At 67.2% G+C, this 14,955-nt stretch carries 16 protein-coding genes and 1 tRNA gene; 7 read left to right on the forward strand and 10 right to left on the reverse strand.

The window, feature by feature from the left end; genetic code table 11:
* The first annotated feature begins 191 nt into the window (after positions 1-191).
* On the forward strand, positions 192-1,868 hold the full coding sequence (locus AB0I19_RS25295) for a TerD family protein (protein WP_357151712.1): 1,677 nt from the start codon (positions 192-194) through the stop codon (positions 1,866-1,868).
* On the opposite strand, the gene AB0I19_RS25300 is transcribed toward AB0I19_RS25295, so the two are convergent.
* On the reverse strand, positions 1,865-2,158 hold the full coding sequence (locus tag AB0I19_RS25300) for a hypothetical protein (RefSeq protein WP_067487178.1): 294 nt from the start codon (positions 2,156-2,158) through the stop codon (positions 1,865-1,867). The two genes, AB0I19_RS25295 and AB0I19_RS25300, sit on opposite strands and share 4 nt — an antisense overlap.
* Before the next feature lie 204 nt (positions 2,159-2,362).
* On the opposite strand from AB0I19_RS25300, the gene AB0I19_RS25305 reads away from it, so the two are divergent.
* Positions 2,363-2,653 (forward strand): hypothetical protein, encoded by a 291-nt coding sequence (locus tag AB0I19_RS25305; RefSeq protein WP_067487175.1) that lies wholly within the window; start codon positions 2,363-2,365, stop codon positions 2,651-2,653.
* 163 nt (positions 2,654-2,816) lie between these two features.
* Here the strand turns inward: AB0I19_RS25305 and AB0I19_RS25310 are convergent, their stop codons facing one another.
* Together AB0I19_RS25310 and AB0I19_RS25315 are read right to left on the reverse strand one after the other, a co-directional pair.
* Positions 2,817-3,305, reverse strand: a complete 489-nt coding sequence (locus AB0I19_RS25310) for an FBP domain-containing protein (RefSeq protein ID WP_067487172.1) — start codon at positions 3,303-3,305, stop codon at positions 2,817-2,819.
* A 131-nt stretch (positions 3,306-3,436) separates the two neighbouring features.
* On the reverse strand, positions 3,437-4,537 hold the full coding sequence (locus tag AB0I19_RS25315) for an alkene reductase (protein ID WP_357151714.1): 1,101 nt from the start codon (positions 4,535-4,537) through the stop codon (positions 3,437-3,439).
* Positions 4,538-4,602: 65 nt separating this feature from the next.
* Between AB0I19_RS25315 and AB0I19_RS25320 the strand changes: the two genes are divergently transcribed.
* The gene (locus AB0I19_RS25320; protein ID WP_357151716.1) at positions 4,603-4,980 is read left to right on the forward strand and encodes a MerR family transcriptional regulator; all 378 of its coding nucleotides are present in this window, start codon (positions 4,603-4,605) and stop codon (positions 4,978-4,980) included.
* 5 nt (positions 4,981-4,985) lie between these two features.
* Here AB0I19_RS25320 and AB0I19_RS25325 read toward each other — a convergent pair whose 3' ends face one another.
* A complete protein-coding gene (locus tag AB0I19_RS25325) occupies positions 4,986-6,212 on the reverse strand; it encodes a VWA domain-containing protein (protein WP_357151718.1) in 1,227 nt (408 codons plus the stop codon).
* Positions 6,213-6,330: 118 nt separating this feature from the next.
* On the opposite strand from AB0I19_RS25325, the gene AB0I19_RS25330 reads away from it, so the two are divergent.
* Together AB0I19_RS25330 and AB0I19_RS25335 are read left to right on the forward strand one after the other, a co-directional pair.
* Positions 6,331-6,546 (forward strand): ATP-grasp domain-containing protein, encoded by a 216-nt coding sequence (locus AB0I19_RS25330; protein ID WP_357151720.1) that lies wholly within the window; start codon positions 6,331-6,333, stop codon positions 6,544-6,546.
* A complete protein-coding gene (locus tag AB0I19_RS25335) occupies positions 6,533-7,009 on the forward strand; it encodes a hypothetical protein (RefSeq protein WP_357151722.1) in 477 nt (158 codons plus the stop codon). Before AB0I19_RS25330 ends, AB0I19_RS25335 begins: the two co-directional genes overlap by 14 nt.
* On the opposite strand, the gene AB0I19_RS25340 is transcribed toward AB0I19_RS25335, so the two are convergent.
* The 3 genes from AB0I19_RS25340 to AB0I19_RS25350 form a co-directional block, all read right to left on the reverse strand.
* Complete coding sequence (locus AB0I19_RS25340; protein WP_357151724.1) at positions 6,995-7,615, reverse strand: GNAT family N-acetyltransferase; 621 nt, start codon at positions 7,613-7,615, stop codon at positions 6,995-6,997. The genes AB0I19_RS25335 and AB0I19_RS25340 overlap by 15 nt on opposite strands.
* A gap of 293 nt (positions 7,616-7,908) precedes the next feature.
* Positions 7,909-7,982, reverse strand: a tRNA-Ile gene (locus AB0I19_RS25345).
* A 279-nt stretch (positions 7,983-8,261) separates the two neighbouring features.
* Complete coding sequence (locus tag AB0I19_RS25350) at positions 8,262-9,266, reverse strand: zinc-binding dehydrogenase (protein WP_357151726.1); 1,005 nt, start codon at positions 9,264-9,266, stop codon at positions 8,262-8,264.
* A gap of 544 nt (positions 9,267-9,810) precedes the next feature.
* Here AB0I19_RS25350 and AB0I19_RS25355 point away from each other — a divergent pair.
* Positions 9,811-10,317: a hypothetical protein gene (locus tag AB0I19_RS25355; protein WP_067487148.1), complete on the forward strand. Its 507-nt coding sequence runs from the start codon at positions 9,811-9,813 to the stop codon at positions 10,315-10,317.
* Positions 10,318-10,320: 3 nt separating this feature from the next.
* On the opposite strand, the gene AB0I19_RS25360 is transcribed toward AB0I19_RS25355, so the two are convergent.
* From AB0I19_RS25360 to AB0I19_RS25370, 3 genes are read right to left on the reverse strand one after another with little or no spacing between them, the layout of a single operon-like run.
* A complete protein-coding gene (locus AB0I19_RS25360; RefSeq protein WP_357151728.1) occupies positions 10,321-12,087 on the reverse strand; it encodes an SDR family oxidoreductase in 1,767 nt (588 codons plus the stop codon).
* A 40-nt stretch (positions 12,088-12,127) separates the two neighbouring features.
* Positions 12,128-13,222 (reverse strand): PDR/VanB family oxidoreductase, encoded by a 1,095-nt coding sequence (locus AB0I19_RS25365; protein WP_357151730.1) that lies wholly within the window; start codon positions 13,220-13,222, stop codon positions 12,128-12,130.
* A complete protein-coding gene (locus AB0I19_RS25370; protein WP_357151733.1) occupies positions 13,219-14,118 on the reverse strand; it encodes a metal-dependent hydrolase in 900 nt (299 codons plus the stop codon). Before AB0I19_RS25370 ends, AB0I19_RS25365 begins: the two co-directional genes overlap by 4 nt.
* Positions 14,119-14,606: 488 nt before the next feature.
* On the opposite strand from AB0I19_RS25370, the gene AB0I19_RS25375 reads away from it, so the two are divergent.
* Positions 14,607-14,945, forward strand: a complete 339-nt coding sequence (locus tag AB0I19_RS25375; RefSeq protein ID WP_357151736.1) for a plasmid stabilization protein — start codon at positions 14,607-14,609, stop codon at positions 14,943-14,945.
* The last annotated feature ends 10 nt before the right edge of the window (positions 14,946-14,955 follow it).

A 14,955-nucleotide genomic window follows, 5' to 3' on the forward strand; every position in this document is an offset into this window, starting at 1 on the left:
CGAAAAATGTCCGCTTTGCGCCGAATATCCCTATATCACAACGGATTTCGGTAGCGAGCGGACCCCAACGCTAAACCTCCGAGGATGGCGAAAACCAGGCCCGGTCCTGCGAGATGGCTCACACCGACCGAGGTGGGCGGGGTGGCGCTCCGGCAAACCGTGTCGGACCTCCGTGGCATCATGCGAGGACCATGGAACTACGCAAGGGCGCGAATTCGCCGGTACCGACATCGCTTCTCGCCGTGGTTGTTTCATGGCGGGGGGCGCAGGCTGTCGACGCCCACGCACTCCTGGTCACCGAATCCGGGCTGGTCCGCACCGACCGCGATTTCGTCTTCTTCAACGCTCCTCGCCACGCTTCGCAGGCCGTCACCCTCGACCAGGAACCCGAACCGGGTACGGCTCGGCTGAGCATCTCCCTGCCCCGCACCGAGGCCGACATCGCCCGCATCGTCGTCACGGCATCGGTGGACGACACCACCTTCGACCGTCTCGACGACCTCACCCTCACCGTGCACGCCGCCGACGGACCGGTCGCCCGCTTCGCCGTCGACAGCATCGAGGACGTGCAGGCGATGATGTTCGGCGAGTTCTACCGGCGCGACGGTGGCTGGCGTTTCCGCGCGATCGGCCAGGGCTGGGCAGGCGGGCTGCGGGGGCTGGCCGTCGAATTCGGTGTCACGGTCGACGAACCGGCCGCCGTGGGCAGGGCCGACGAACCGCGCACGGGCCGGACCGGTGCCGAGCCGTCCGGCGCGCCCGCCCTGACCCGCCGTGTCATCGATACCCCGCCGCCACCACCGGCAGACCCCGACCTGGCCGACTGGCATCCCGACCCGGACGCACCCGACCGCCTGCGCTGGTGGGACGGCGACGAATGGACATCGAGCGTTCGCCCATTCCTCCCGCCGACCCGAGGCCACTGCGCACGCTGCGGTAATACCTTGCGCCGCAAGCTGTTCGGCGGTCACGCTCCGTGCAAGGCCTGTGCGGCCGAGATCGACGAGTTCCTCACCCACTGGCGCAACCGAGCCGTGCGAGTTCTCACCGGCCCCGGCACCCGATCACCAGAGTGGACGCAGGTGTGGGCGTCGCTGCGGTTTCAGCGCATCGACGAGGAACAGGGCAGAGCGTTTCTGCGCGAGGACGGCCTCACCCAGGTGGAGCGGATGGTCGCGTTCGCGTTCGCCGACGGTGAGGTGTTCGCCGATGAACTCGACGCGTTCGAGCACGTCGTCGGCGAGCTCGAGCTGGGCGGCCCCATCGTCGACGATCTGCGCAGGCGAATGCACCGGGGCCGCACCCTGTCACGACTGCGCGCAGGCGAGCTGCCTGCCGTCGACACCCGCGGCCTGCACCTGGACCCGGACGAACGCGTCCACCTCGACCTGCCCGCCGTGCACATCCGGATGCTCGCACGCGGACCACGCCACTCCGAGGGCAGGCTGATCGGCAGCTCCAAGAAGCTGCGCTTCGTCGGCGACGGCACCGGCGTCGAACTGCCCTGGTCCCGGGTGGTTTCGGTGCACCCCGAACACGGCACCGTCGTGGTGGCCGCGACCTCCGCGCGCGGCGGCGCGACCTTCGGTGTGGCCGACCCGGACTATGTGGCGGCGGCGCTCGAAGGCGCGCTGCGCGTGGCCAAACGCCTGGTCCTCACACCCGGCCAGCGCGACAGCCGCAGCATTCCCCAGGACGTGAAGGCCCTGGTATGGCAGCGCGACGGTGGCGCGTGCGTGGAATGCGGCGACCGACACTACCTGGAGTTCGACCACATCATCCCGCTCAGCCGGGGCGGCGCGACGAGCGCGTCGAACCTGCAGATCCTGTGCCGGGCCTGCAACCGCGCCAAGGGCGCGCGGATCTAGCTGCCGAGAACCGCGTTCATGATGGTGCCACCGCTGGTGGCGACCACACCGCCGATCATGGCGCCCGCGATCATCTTGGGCGACTCCATGGAGCTGCCGTTCCACTTCTCCCAGGCAAACTTTCCGCCCGCCACGGTGATGGCCAGAATGCCCGACAGAATCATGAACCAGGTGAGGTACTGGACCATCTGCATGATCTTGTCCGAGAGCGGCGGCGCCTCCGGCGTAGGGTTGCCGACCTGCGCAAACGTCGTGACGGTGTCGGCCATCGACGTCAGAATGATGCTCATAGCCTGCTCCCCTTTTCCGCGTATAGCGAACTACGTTCCAGCGCTGCCGTATTCGGACGAGTTCCAGGATACGGCCGCGAACCCCCAGCGCACCAACAAAACCGATCGGTTCTGTCGAGGGGGTGGCTGCGACGCCGCGCCGGACGGGATACCATCGGCCACAGCAGTTCATCGCCGTTCCCCCGAGTTACCGAGTGAGCAAACATGATTCTGGCCGCTGTCGCCGATACCTTGGTCTTCACCGATACCTTGGCCCAGATCGGCAATCCGACACCCGAGGCGCCGCCGCTGTCGGAGAAGCTCTTGCAGATGGTGCGTTACTTCACGTGGTTCGTGCTGCTGTCGGGCATCATCGCCATCACCTACGCGGGTGGCAAGTTCGCCTGGGAGAAGTGGACCGGCGGTGCGATGCAGTCGCCGCGGATGGTCGCGGGCGCGATGATCGGCGGCGTGGTCGCCACCAGCGGCGGCACCATCATGAACGCCATGATCTGATTCCTGCCCGCTCGGGCCGGTCCGGATGAACCGGGCCGCCTCGACCGGCAAGGACTCCCGACCCGGGTTCTGTTGTGGTTCAACAGGACCCGGGTCGCTTCAGCTGGGCTCTACTGTGTCGGCACATGGCAGCAACCTCCTTTCTGTCAGCCGGGCGGGTTCGCTAGGTGTAGAGCTTGTCGACGAACGCGTAGAGGTTCTCCACCACGCGCTCGGCCTTCTGCTCCACGGTCAGATCCTCGCGGTATCGGCTGCCCATCGAGGGCTTCTTCTTGTTACGGGCGTACAGCGAGCACGCGAGATCGGTGCACATGTAGCTGCCGATCGTGTTCCCGCGCCGCCCCGATTCCCCGGCCTTGTTCGCCGTCATCAGCGAGACCCCGCCGCCGGTGTGGCTGGTGAGGCACAGCGCACACATCTGCGTCTTGCCCGAACCACCCGTCTCGTGGCGCAGCGCGATGCTCACCAGCTTGCCGTCGCGCGGCACGGCGATGTAGCAGCGCCCCGCGTAGGAGGGGTCGGTCCAGCCGAGGAAGTCGAGATCTTCCCACGGACGTTCGGCCAGGTCACGGGGAACATTGAGACGTTTGGCGTCGCCTTTCGAACAGTTGACGAACGACGCTCTGATCTCGCGTTCGGTGATGGGTTCCATCGCATTCCTCTCGGTAGTCGAACACAAAACGTAGCCACGCTAACGAGTTGCCGATCCGCTGACAACCGAGTTTCTCCAGCTCACACGGCCCCATGCCCCGGTGGCGATTCGCCGCCGGGGCATCCGCCCGGTCACGCCACGGATTCGAGGACCGGGTAGTCGGTGTAGCCGGTCGCATCGCCACCGTAGAAGTAGTCCTCACGGAACTGGTTGATCGGCGCGCCGTCGCGCAACCTGGCGACGAGGTCGGGATTGGCCAGGAAGGACCGGCCGAGCGAGACCAGGTCGGCGCCCGCGGCGAGCAGTTCCTCGGCCGCGGACCTGCCACCGTCGGCGGGCAACGGCGAACCCCAGCCGAGCACCGGGTTGGCGATCAGCACGCCGTCCCAGCCCGCCCGGATCCGCTCGAACACCGGGGTCCCCGGGTCGGCGAACACCACGTGCAAATAGGCCAGGCCGCGACCGCCGAGTGCGGCGACCAGCGCTGAGTACAGCTCCTCGGTGTCGGATTCGACGATGTCGTTGGCGCCGACGCCGGGCGCGATGCGCACCCCGACTCGCTCCGGTCCGATCGCCGCGGCCACGGCCTCGACCACCTCGACGGTGAACCGGATGCGGTTGTCGACGGTGCCGCCGTATTCGTCGGTGCGCTGGTTGGTGTTGTCGGACAGGAACTGGTGCAGCAGCATGCCGTTGGCGCTGTGCACCTCCACGCCGTCGAATCCGGCCGCGATCGCGTTGCGGGCCGCCTGTGCGAAATCCTGGACGGTGCCGTGGATCTCGTCGATGCTCAGCTCCCGGGGAATCACCGCGTCCTTCGAGCCTGCCGCGGTGCGGATCGGCGTCGACAGCCGCACCGGTGAAGGGGCGACCGGGACGGCACCGCTGTTGTCCGGATGCCCGACGCGACCACCGTGCTGCACCTGCAGGAAGGTCCGCCCGCCCGCCGCGTGGATCGCCTCGGTGATCCCGCGCCAGCCCGCGATGTGGGCATCGGTGTAGATGCCGGGGATGCCCGCGAAGGTGATGCCCACCTGGTTGGGACCGGCCGCCTCGGCGATGATCAGACCGGCCTCCGCGCGCTGGGCGTAGTAGGTCGCCATCAGTTCGGTCGGGCTGCCGTCCTCGGCCGCCCGGTTGCGCGTCATCGGCGCCATCACGAGCCGGTTGGGGAGTTGGAGAGCACCGACAACGGCCGCATCGAAAAGGCTGGGTACTGCGTTCTTCGTCATGCGGGTACGGTAAAACTTGACATTGGTGTGAGATTCAAGTCGATGCGTGAAAGGCCTGGTGGCGCATGCGAATCGGGGAACTCGCGGCGCGGACCGGCGTCAGCGAACGGTCACTTCGCTACTACGAGGAGCAGGGTTTGCTTGCCTCTGCCCGTACTCCGGGCGGCCACCGTGACTACCCCGATCTCGCCGTGGACCGGGTGATCCACATCCAGGAGCTGTACGCGGCCGGACTGTCCAGCAAGAAGATCGGCCAGATCCTGTGCTGCATCCGCGACGCCGACGGCCGGGCCAACGAGAACGCCACGCCCGAACTGATCGATGAACTCTGCACCGAACGAGCCAGGATCGACCGCACGATCGCCGACCTGATCCGCTCCAGGGATGTCCTCGACGACGTCATCGCACGAGCCTCGGAAGACATTCCCGTCGCCGCGGAATAGCCCCGCTACCGGACGATTCCGGCCGCTCGGGCGGCGCGCAGCCAGTCGGGGAACTCGCTGAGCAGGCGTCGGTAGAGTTCGGCGTCGTCGAGCTGGTCGATGTCGGGGACGGCGAAGAAGCCCGCGTTGTCGACCACCCGGCCGTCGAGTTCGTCCAGGGTGCGCAGCACACCGAAGTTGGCGGGGCCGAGCCCGATGAACTGCCAGAACGCGGGCAGGTGGGCGGCCTCGCGCATGAGCGCGGCGATCTCGCGCTTCTTGGCGAATCCGCCGTCGGTGAAGAACAGGACGAGCGTGGGCCGGGTACTGCCGTGCAGGGTGTCGATCACCGCGCGCATGATCGGCAGTTCGTCGTTGCGTCCGCCGAGGCTGCCGTAGTCGATACCGTCGTGGGTGCCGTTCAGGTGCAGATAGGTCTGCGTCCAACGCTCGGCGTCGGCCACGGTGATGTCCGGGAGTTTCGCGTAGGACAGGGCGTAGAGGTAGGCCTCGAGGGTGCCGTCGTCGTCGAGCTGGGTGGCGACCGGGATCATGCGCTCGACCACCCGGTGCACGGTTCCGGCGCGGTACATCTTCTGCATGCTGCCGGTCTTGTCGATCACCAGCACGACCCGCGCCCGCGTTCCGAACGCGCTCTTGTCGATGAGGATCTTGGCGACTTCCTGCTTGCGCATGTCCAGCTGCTGCCGCTTGTCGAACGACAGCGCGTGCTCGCCGGGCACCGTCCTCGGTGCCGCGACGACTTCCGGTTCGTCGTCGACACTCACCCCGTGATCGGTGACCAGATCGGCGAACCCGCCGGCATACCCCTGCCCGACCGCGCGCACCTTCCACTGCTCGCCCCGGCGATACAGTTCGAGCGCGATCACCACGGTCTCTCGATCCAAGCCCTCGATCAGGTACTCGCACACGGTGTTTCCCGCGGCATCGGCGACGACCGCGACCGGCGCCGGTCCGCTTCCGAAGGTCTGCCCGTCGGCGGTGATCACCGCCCGGATCTGCGCGATCTCACCCGGCACCTGGTCCGGCGTGACGTGGAGCGCCGCACCGTCCAAACGGACCCCTTGGGCCCGGGGTTGATTGAAGAACACGAAGTCGGCATCCGTTCGAACCTTGCCCACCTCGGTGACCAGCAGCGCCGACAGATCCGCCGCCACACCGCCACGCACCGACAGCACCACCTCCCCCGCCGCCAGCCCCAGGTTCTGCCCCTTCACCAGCACAGCAGCCATCGCACGCCCCTCATCTCGCACCCGATGCCCCACACCCTAGGCCAAACCCGTCAACCGCGGACGAGGTCAGCGAGCGTACGTAGGATGAGTATTCGACCTCGAGATCGGGAGGCGCAGGGTGGATTTCACCGTCGCATACCTGCAATACGCCGGTTCCGGACCATGCGCCTACGCCGTCGACTTCGGCGTGCTCACGAACGGGGACACCGCACTTGTCGAAGTCAACGACGGCTATGCCCTCGGCGCCTATCGGATCGCGGCGGATCACTACACCGAACTGGTGATGGCGCGGTGGCGAGAGCTGCTGGCGACGGTGAATTATGACCCCGAATGAACGCTTCCTCCGGCTAGGGGCCGCTCACCGGCGACAGGTTCATCTGTCGCTGTGTGCCGATGTCCTCACGACGTGGACCGATTATGTTCGGGGAAACCCTGCCGCGCTTCGCTATCGCGACTCGGTGGTCGGGATGTGCCACCACGTCGACGTCGAGCTTCCGATCGATGCCCTCGAGGCGGCTCGGGCCGGTGTGGACCTCGCGAATATCGGCGACCGCTACCTCGAGCCCATTGCCGCGCTGCAAGACGACGATTTGGCCTTCCCCGATCCGGTCGAGTTCGCTTACTACGCCATCTACAACTGCTTCCGCAAGTACGTCTCGGGTGAGGACATCGCGGACTGGCTGATCGTCAACCAGGCGTTGGGGGTGCATGATCCCGGCGAGGCGGCGCAACGTCTGACGCGTGCTGTCGACGGCGTTGATCCCGTCACGAACGAGGGTGTGTCATCCGGCGGGTGACACAGACGGCTCGTCCGTTGCCACCTGTCGGTGCTCGTACCAGATCGACGGGACGAGCGATCCGTTCGGCAACCGTTGTGCTCGCCGGTCCTTTTCCGTCGCGCCGATCTTGTCGCAGATTCGCCGCACCGCGAGATTCGACTCGGAGGTACCGATCTCGACGGTTGCGAAACCGGCGTCGTGGATCGCCTCGACCAGCGCGGCCACCGCTTCGCTCGCGTAGCCCGCGCGCCGGTGCCGTGGTCCGATCCACCAGCCCAGTGCTCGCGACGACGGGTCTGTGGCACCCGGATGCACCGTCGCGCCACCGACGAGGGCCCCGTCCGACCGCGCCTCGAAGACGAGCAGCCCGGGAACCGGGTACCCCGACCGGACGGCCTTCACCATTGTCCGAGCCTCCCGTTCGGTCCACCCATTGCCGGCGATCATCTCCGCATCGATCGTGGCGGCGAGCGCAACCGCGTCCTGCCGTACCGGTCGGCGCACCAGCAGCCGCTCGGACCCGACCTCCCGCAGCCCGTGGTAGCGCCCCCTGACTTCCTTGTCGACGAGCCCGCTGAGCCGCCACGCCCATAGCCCGCCCGCGACAAGCAAGACGACCACCACGAGCACCACCCATAGGGTGATAACGAATCCCTTTGCGGAGACACCGGATTCGATCGTCAACACGATCCCGACGAACACCGCCGGCGCCCCGACTACGACGATCCAACTCACCAGCCCGAGAGCGACGGAATGCCATGGCGCTTGCTGAACGGCCGCTCTGACATACGCGACTCGCCGCAGGAGAAACATGCGCGAACGATATTCGATGAGGGCTGACCGTGCAGATCCCAGCAGGCACGGTCAGCGCGAAACAGGTTTTCCAGGCAGCATAACCACTGTTCAGGGGCTTAAAGTGGGGCGGGTGGGGCTCGAACCCACGACCAGCGGATTATGAGTCCGCGGCTCTAACCGACTGAGCTACCGCCCCTGACCGCGGTCTCCGCGGGCGAGTCGCATGGTACCCGGTGGGTTGCGAGATTGACCACTCGTGCGGGGGTGGCGGACCGGTCCGGTCAGGACCGGTTCGCCTTCTCCCGTTCGGTGCGTGCGCGGTCCACGCGGTCGCGCTGCTTGACACTTCCCCCTGGGCTGCTGGCGAGTTTGATGACTCCGATTACCAACAACAAGACCGCGACTGTCACCCCGGCGACAATTATTCCCTGCACATATTGAACTTAACGTGTATTCCGTTGTGCCGCAGGGTAAGTTACACTGTCGCGCCGATCGTCAATACGGTACGTCCGAGGGCGGAACGGTCCTCGATCACGGCGTGTGCCCGGCGCACCTCCTCGAGCGGAAATGCCTGGCCAACTACCACTTCCAGCTCACCGGCGGCCACCGCCGACTGTGCGCGGCGGGCGATGGACTGCCAGTCGATTTCGCCGCCGACGATGTCGAACAGGCCGCGAATCGTGACGTGACGCACACTCGCCGCCGCCGTGTCGCCGTTGGCGAAGTCGCCTGCGGCCGAGCCGTATCCGAGGAACAAGCCGCCGTCGGCGGTGGCGGAAAGCGCGCGACCACCGATGTCGCCACCCGCACCGTCGAAGATCACCGCCGCTCCCCCGCCGGTGATCTCGCGAACCCGCTCCGCCCAACCGTCGGAGGAATAGTCGACAACAGCGGTGGCGCCCAGTCGCTGTGCGAGAGCCAGCTTTTCGGTTCCACGGGCGGCCGCGACGACTTTCGCACCGGCCGCGACGGACAACTGGGTGAGCAGCGTGCCGAGTCCACCGGCCGCGGCCGTGATGAGAACCCATGAATCCCGTTGCACCCCAGCATGATCGAAGACCGCCAGCGAGGTGCGGCCGTCGTGGGCCAGCGCGACCGCCTGCACGGTGCTGAGCCCGTCGACGATCTCCACCAGCGTGGCCGCCCGTGCGAGCGCCTGCTCGGCGTACCCGCCGATGGGCAGGCCGCCGCCGATGCCGCTGGCCGCCGTCTGAGTGACGACGCGCTTGCCGACCCACGCGGTATCGACCTCCGCGCCGACCGCACGCACCACACCGCCGATCGCGCCGCCGGGAATGTACGGCAGGCTCAGCGGGAAGAAGTCTTGTCCCCAGCCCGCCCGCAGCCGGGTATCGAGGAACATCACGTCGGCCACGTCGACATCGATGAGCACCTCACCCGGACCGGGCTGCGGCGCGGACAATTCGCGCACCTCGAGCACATCGACTCCGCCGAATTCCTTGACCTGCACTGCTCGCATCGTGACTCCTTGTGGTGTTCACCGGGACACCACAAGCTTCGAACCTGAAGCGGAGTTCAGGTCAAGGCGCTGAGACCGCTGTCACATATCGCACTGTCGACCCGCACCGGACAGCCGGCGCTCGGACCGGCACTAACTTCCGCCGCCACAACTACTGCTGCTCCCACCGCCACAACTGCTACTACTCCCACCGCCGCAGCTGCTACTGCTTCCGCCGCTGCTACTTCCCCCACCGCCGCAGCCGCTCCCACCGGAATCCACATCCCCAGGCCAGCCGGCCGAACACCCCGACCCACTGTTCGTCCACGTCTGACCAGGTCCCCCATCGAAGAACCCCGTCGCACCGGCCGCACCCGCGACCCAGCGTGGGTCGTGGGGGTCGATCCGGGGCGGGCTCAGCTTCCGCACGAGCACGACCACCGTCGTCACCATCAGCCCGATGCCGGCGGCGAGGAAGAACAGGACGATCAGGACGGTCATACCTGCAGGCTAACCCGCCGGAATGTTCCCGGCAGCCCTACGCCCAGGGGCCTTACAGTGAAGCATGGCCATCACGATCCCCGGACTTCGTCGGCGACCGGTCGATCTGGCGACGGTCGATCGCACCGTCGCCGACCTCGATTTCCCCGACGCGATCTTCAAGACCTGCCCTTGGCAGCCGCGCGATTTGGTGGAAACCGGTCTGCGCCAATGGTTACGGTGCTGTGGTGCCGCGCTGCGCGACGATCAGGTGATCGGTATGCCCTCGCACGCGGTCGACGAGGCCTGGCACGGTTTCATCCTGTGCACCCAGCTCTACGCCCGGTTCTGCGATCGGGCCTACGGCCGGTTCCTGCACCACTTCCCCGACGGCGTCGCCGCGGACACACCGACCGACGCCGGACCGATGCTCGAACAACTCGGGCGAACGGTGGTCGCGTGGTCGATGGTCGCGGCACCGGGCGAGCCGTGCGTGCTGTGGGACCTGGACCGGCAGGTCGGTGTGGAGAACCCGTGGGGTGTGGACGCCCGGCACGTCGCCGCCGTGGAGCGGCAACTGCACCGGGCGTGAGCCCTACCTGACCAGTTTCATCCGGCGCGCAGCGAAACGCACCGCGCCGGGGGCGATCCGGTTCACCCGGTACTGCAGCCACGATTCCGGGGTCACCGGCACGATGTCGCGGCGCTCGCGCACGGCACGCACGATCTGGTCGGCCACCTTGTCCGGGGTGTAGCCGCGCCGTTCGTAGAGCTTGTCGAACTTGCGCTGGGTGGCGGCTTCCACCTCGGCCGAGACACCCGAGATACGGGTGGTGGCAACGATATTGGTGTGCACGATGCCGGGGCAGACGGTGGACACGGAGATTCCGCGATCGGCCAGTTCCGCGCGCAGGCAGTCGGAGAACATGAACACCGCCGACTTACTCGTCGCGTACGCGCTCATATCGCGTTGCGGGCTGTAGGCGGCCATGCTCGACAGGTTCACGATGTGCCCGCCGAGTCCGCGTTCGGCCATGGCCGACCCGAAGGCGCGGCAACCGTTCACCACGCCGCCGAGGTTGATCCGCAGCACCCGGTCGAACTCCTCGGCGGGGGTGTCAAGGAATCCGCCCGCCTGTCCGACACCGGCGTTGTTGATCAGAACGTCGGGCACACCGTGCGCCGCGATCACCGTGTCGGCATGTGCTCGCACCGCGTCCTGGTCGGACACGTCCAGCGGATAGGCATGCGCGACACCACCTTCCGCGGCGACCAGTTCGGCGGTGCGTTTGGCGGCGAGCTCGTCGATGTCGGACAACACCACCTCGGCGCCGAGGCGGGCGAAAGCGAGAGCGGTCTCGCGGCCGATACCACTGCCAGCACCGGTGACGACCACGAGGTGATCGTCGAATTCCCGCCGGGTGCGGCCCACTTCGGCCCGCGCCAGCCCGCGCGAGACCCCGGCTCCGCCGAGCGCGTCGATCAGTTCGGTGGTCGCGGTGGCCAGCAGTTCGGGATGGGAGAACGGCATCCAGTGCCCGGCGGGCACATCACGCCGCCACAGCCGGTCCGTCCACTTGCGTGAGTCGTCGTAGCCGGCCGGGCGCACCGCGACATCGCGGCCCGCGACGATGAGCTGCACCGGAACCCGGGTGCGGCGCTCACGCGGTTCGAGCATGCGCTGCACGATATTGGCGCGGTAGATGAGCAGGCCGTCGACCATGTCGCGACGGAAGGTCGGGCCGAGCTTCACGTTCGCGGCAGGCGTGTCGTTCATGATGGAAACCACACGCTGCCACAGCTTTTCGGTCCCGATCGCGTTGAACGTCACGCGCGGGAGGCCCGGTGTCATGAAGAAGAACGTGTACGCCGAGGACGCCAGCTGGGTCAGCGGCTGCCACACATTGCGCGGGGTGGGGCGCGAGAGCCGATCACGCACCCAGGCGGCCAGATGATCGAGATTGGGGCCCGACACGGAGGTGAACGAGGCGACCCGCTCGGCGGCCTGCGGTTCGCACACCGCCTCCCAGACCTGCACCGAACCCCAGTCGTGGGCGAGGACGTGCACAGGACGGTCGGGGCTCACCGCGTCGATCACCGCGTAGAAGTCGCGGGCGAGCTCGTCGAGCCGGAAGTCGGCGGTGCGCTGGGTTCGCGTGGAGGCGCCGTGGCCTCTCGTGTCGTAGGCGACCACGTGGAAGCGGTCGGCGAGCAGTGGAATCACCTTGTCCCACAGGTGATGGGTGTCGGGCCAGCCGTGGACCAGCACCAGGGTCTCGGCGGCGGGGTCACCGTATTCGAACACCGCGATATCGAAGGCGCCATTGCGCACGACGCGCTCGTTGGCCGGGTCGATAGTCATACTTTCGGACTCCTCGTGTGGGTGGGTCGCGCAACCGGGCTCACAGGTCGAGCACCAAACGCTCACCGCGGGAACGGGATACGCAGGCGAGCATGTCGCCTGCGGCGTGGTCGGTCTCGGAGAGCACGCTCTCACGATGGTCGGGTTCGCCGCCGCGCACGCGGACCACGCAGGTGCGGCAGAAGCCCTGCCTGCACGAGTACGGCTGATCGGGGCGGACGGTCAGGATGGTGTCGAGCACCGTTCGATCGGCGGGGACGGTGAGGACTTCGCCGGTGGAGGCCAGTTCGATCTCGAACGGTTCGCCGTCGACGATCGGCGGCGGCGAGAACCGCTCGTAATGCAGTTCCACCTGCGGCATCTCGCGCACCGCACCGACGACGGCCGAGGTCATCGGGGTGGGACCGCACGCGTAGATCGCGGTGCCGGGTCCGACGCCGGGCAGCAGATCGGCGGCGCCCGGCAGGCCGTGTTCGTCGTCGGTGCGCACGATCACGTGCGGGCCGAAGGCCTCGAGCTCATCGAGGAACGGGATCGTCGCCCGGCTGCGCCCGCTGTAGACCATGGTCCACTCCACGCCGAGACGGTGGGCGAGCCGGGCCATCGGCAGGATCGGGGTGATGCCGATACCGCCGGCCACGAAATGCAGACGCCGTGCGGGCGAACCGTGCCCGGGCACCACGAAGGGGAAAGCGTTGCGTGGTCCACGCACCATCAGCGTGCTGCCCACCGGCAGTTCGTCGTGCACCTCCACCGAGCCGCCCCCGCCTTCGGGAATGCGGCGCACCGCGATCCGGTAGGCGCGCGCGTCGGCGGGATCACCGCACAGCGAGTACTGCCGTAACCGGCCCGAGGGCAGCTCGAGATCCAGATGGGCGCCGGGGCGCCAGCGCGGCAGCACCCGCCCCTCGGGCGACTCGAGGCACAGGCTCACCACGTCCTGGTCGTGCGCCTCGATCCGGCGTTCGGTGACCACCACCGGCAGCCGGTGGTCGGCGACGCGCGAGCGCGGATCGCGACGGTTCACCAGTGCGCTCCACCGCAGCCGGAAGGTGGCGATCGTGTCGATCACCCGCATTCCCGGGTCGTGTCGATGCTTGCCGTACAGATCACCGGGGATGTCGCGGACGGTCATGACGCGGCCGCGCGTGCGCCGGGCGAGGCGGCGAGGTAGGCCAGCGCCTGGGCGGTCGACCCGACATTTTCCGGGTTGTACCCCGGCTGGAAGGTCGACAGCGCGCTCACCAGCAGCGACGGCACACCGGGGATCGCGCCACGCCACATCGCGCCGAACACACCGGCGAGCAGCCTCGGATACCCGTGGTCCGGCAGCCGGGGATCCTGATGCACGAGGAACCGCGTGCCGCGCAGGAGCAGCGCGAGGAAGATGGGGAACACCAGCGTCATCGTCGCGCCGCGGCGCAGGTAGCCGACACCGAAGTACTCGGCGACATCATGGGCGACGCTGCGGTGCTCGACCTCCTCGGCGCCGTGCCAGCGGAACAGATCGGCCATGCGTGGGTCGGCGCCGAACTTCTCCAGGTCGGCATTGAGCACCCAGTTGCCGAGCCAGGCGAAGAAGTGCTCGAGACAGGCGATGAACGCCAGCCGTTCCACCAGCATCTGCTTGCCCGCGCGACCCTCGCCGCGCTTGCCGAGCGTCACCCGGAACAGGTATTCCATCTGCCGCTCGTACGGCGCGGTGTCGACGCCGTTGGCGGCGAGCATGTCGACGAGCACCTTGGCGTGGGTTTCCGCGTGCATGGATTCCTGGCCGATGAAGCCGAGCATGTCCTCGCGCAGCTTCTCGTCCTCGACGTAGGCCAGCGCCTCGCGGTAGGTGGCGATGAACATGCGCTCACCCTCGGGCAGCAGCATGTTCAGAGCGCAGATCAGATGTCCCGCAATGGGTTCGGCGGGCATCCATTGCAGGGGGACGCCGGACCAGTCGAAGGTGACATTGCGCGCGTGCAGCGCGACCGCTCCCGGATCGATGTCCGGTCGGGTGGCGCTCCAGCGAAGTAACTTCATCGGTACTCCTCGATCACCGCACGATCGTTGTGCGCCCGGGGCGCGACGGTGCGCCTCGCGGGTCGGTCCTGATCGTACAACTATCTCGTACTCAACGTAACACCAAAATCCTTCATTCGTGTATCGATGCGAGAAGAATCGATCGCTGAGTTATTGCTAACGGCTATCTGGGTATCCTCGATATATGCGAATAGAAGCCAGGCTTCTGCCGCACTACCAGCCGCAACACTGCGAAGACCCCTGCAACCGCTGGCCGGTAGCTGGCTAGATTTCACGAAGGAGGTGAACACCTATGTTTATCGATTTCTTTCAGGCAATCGCCGATTTGATCTGGAACTTCTTCGTCTGATCTGAAGGCCAGAACCGCGATGGCGCCCACCAACGGTGGACGCCATCACTACGTCAAGCGCGACGCACCATGATGTTTCTTCAGGCACCCACCGGGTAGGCCGCAGGCAGAACGCCCACCACCCAGGAGGTGCAGACTCATGCCGCAGCAAGCGTGGAGCGACAAACGCGAACGTCAGTACAAGGACATCAAGAAATCCGAGCGTGAGCGGGGCCGCAGCGAGGACCGCGCGGAGGAGATCGCCGCCCGCACCGTGAACAAGACCCGCGCCCAGCACGGCGAGACCAAGTCGGGTGGGTCGTCGTCCGGCGGGAAATCCGGCGGCAAGTCCAGTGGCACCTCCCGTCGCGGCGGCCAGCAGGCCAAGAGCAACGGCAAGACGCGCGACGAACTGTACGAAGAGGCCCGCCGACGCAATATCGACGGCCGCTCCAAGATGAACAAGCAGGAACTGGCCAACGCCCTCGGACGCCACTGACCCCGGAGAG

This window comes from Nocardia sp. NPDC050413 (assembly GCF_040655475.1).
GTDB classification, from domain to species: Bacteria; Actinomycetota; Actinomycetes; order Mycobacteriales; family Mycobacteriaceae; genus Nocardia; species Nocardia coubleae.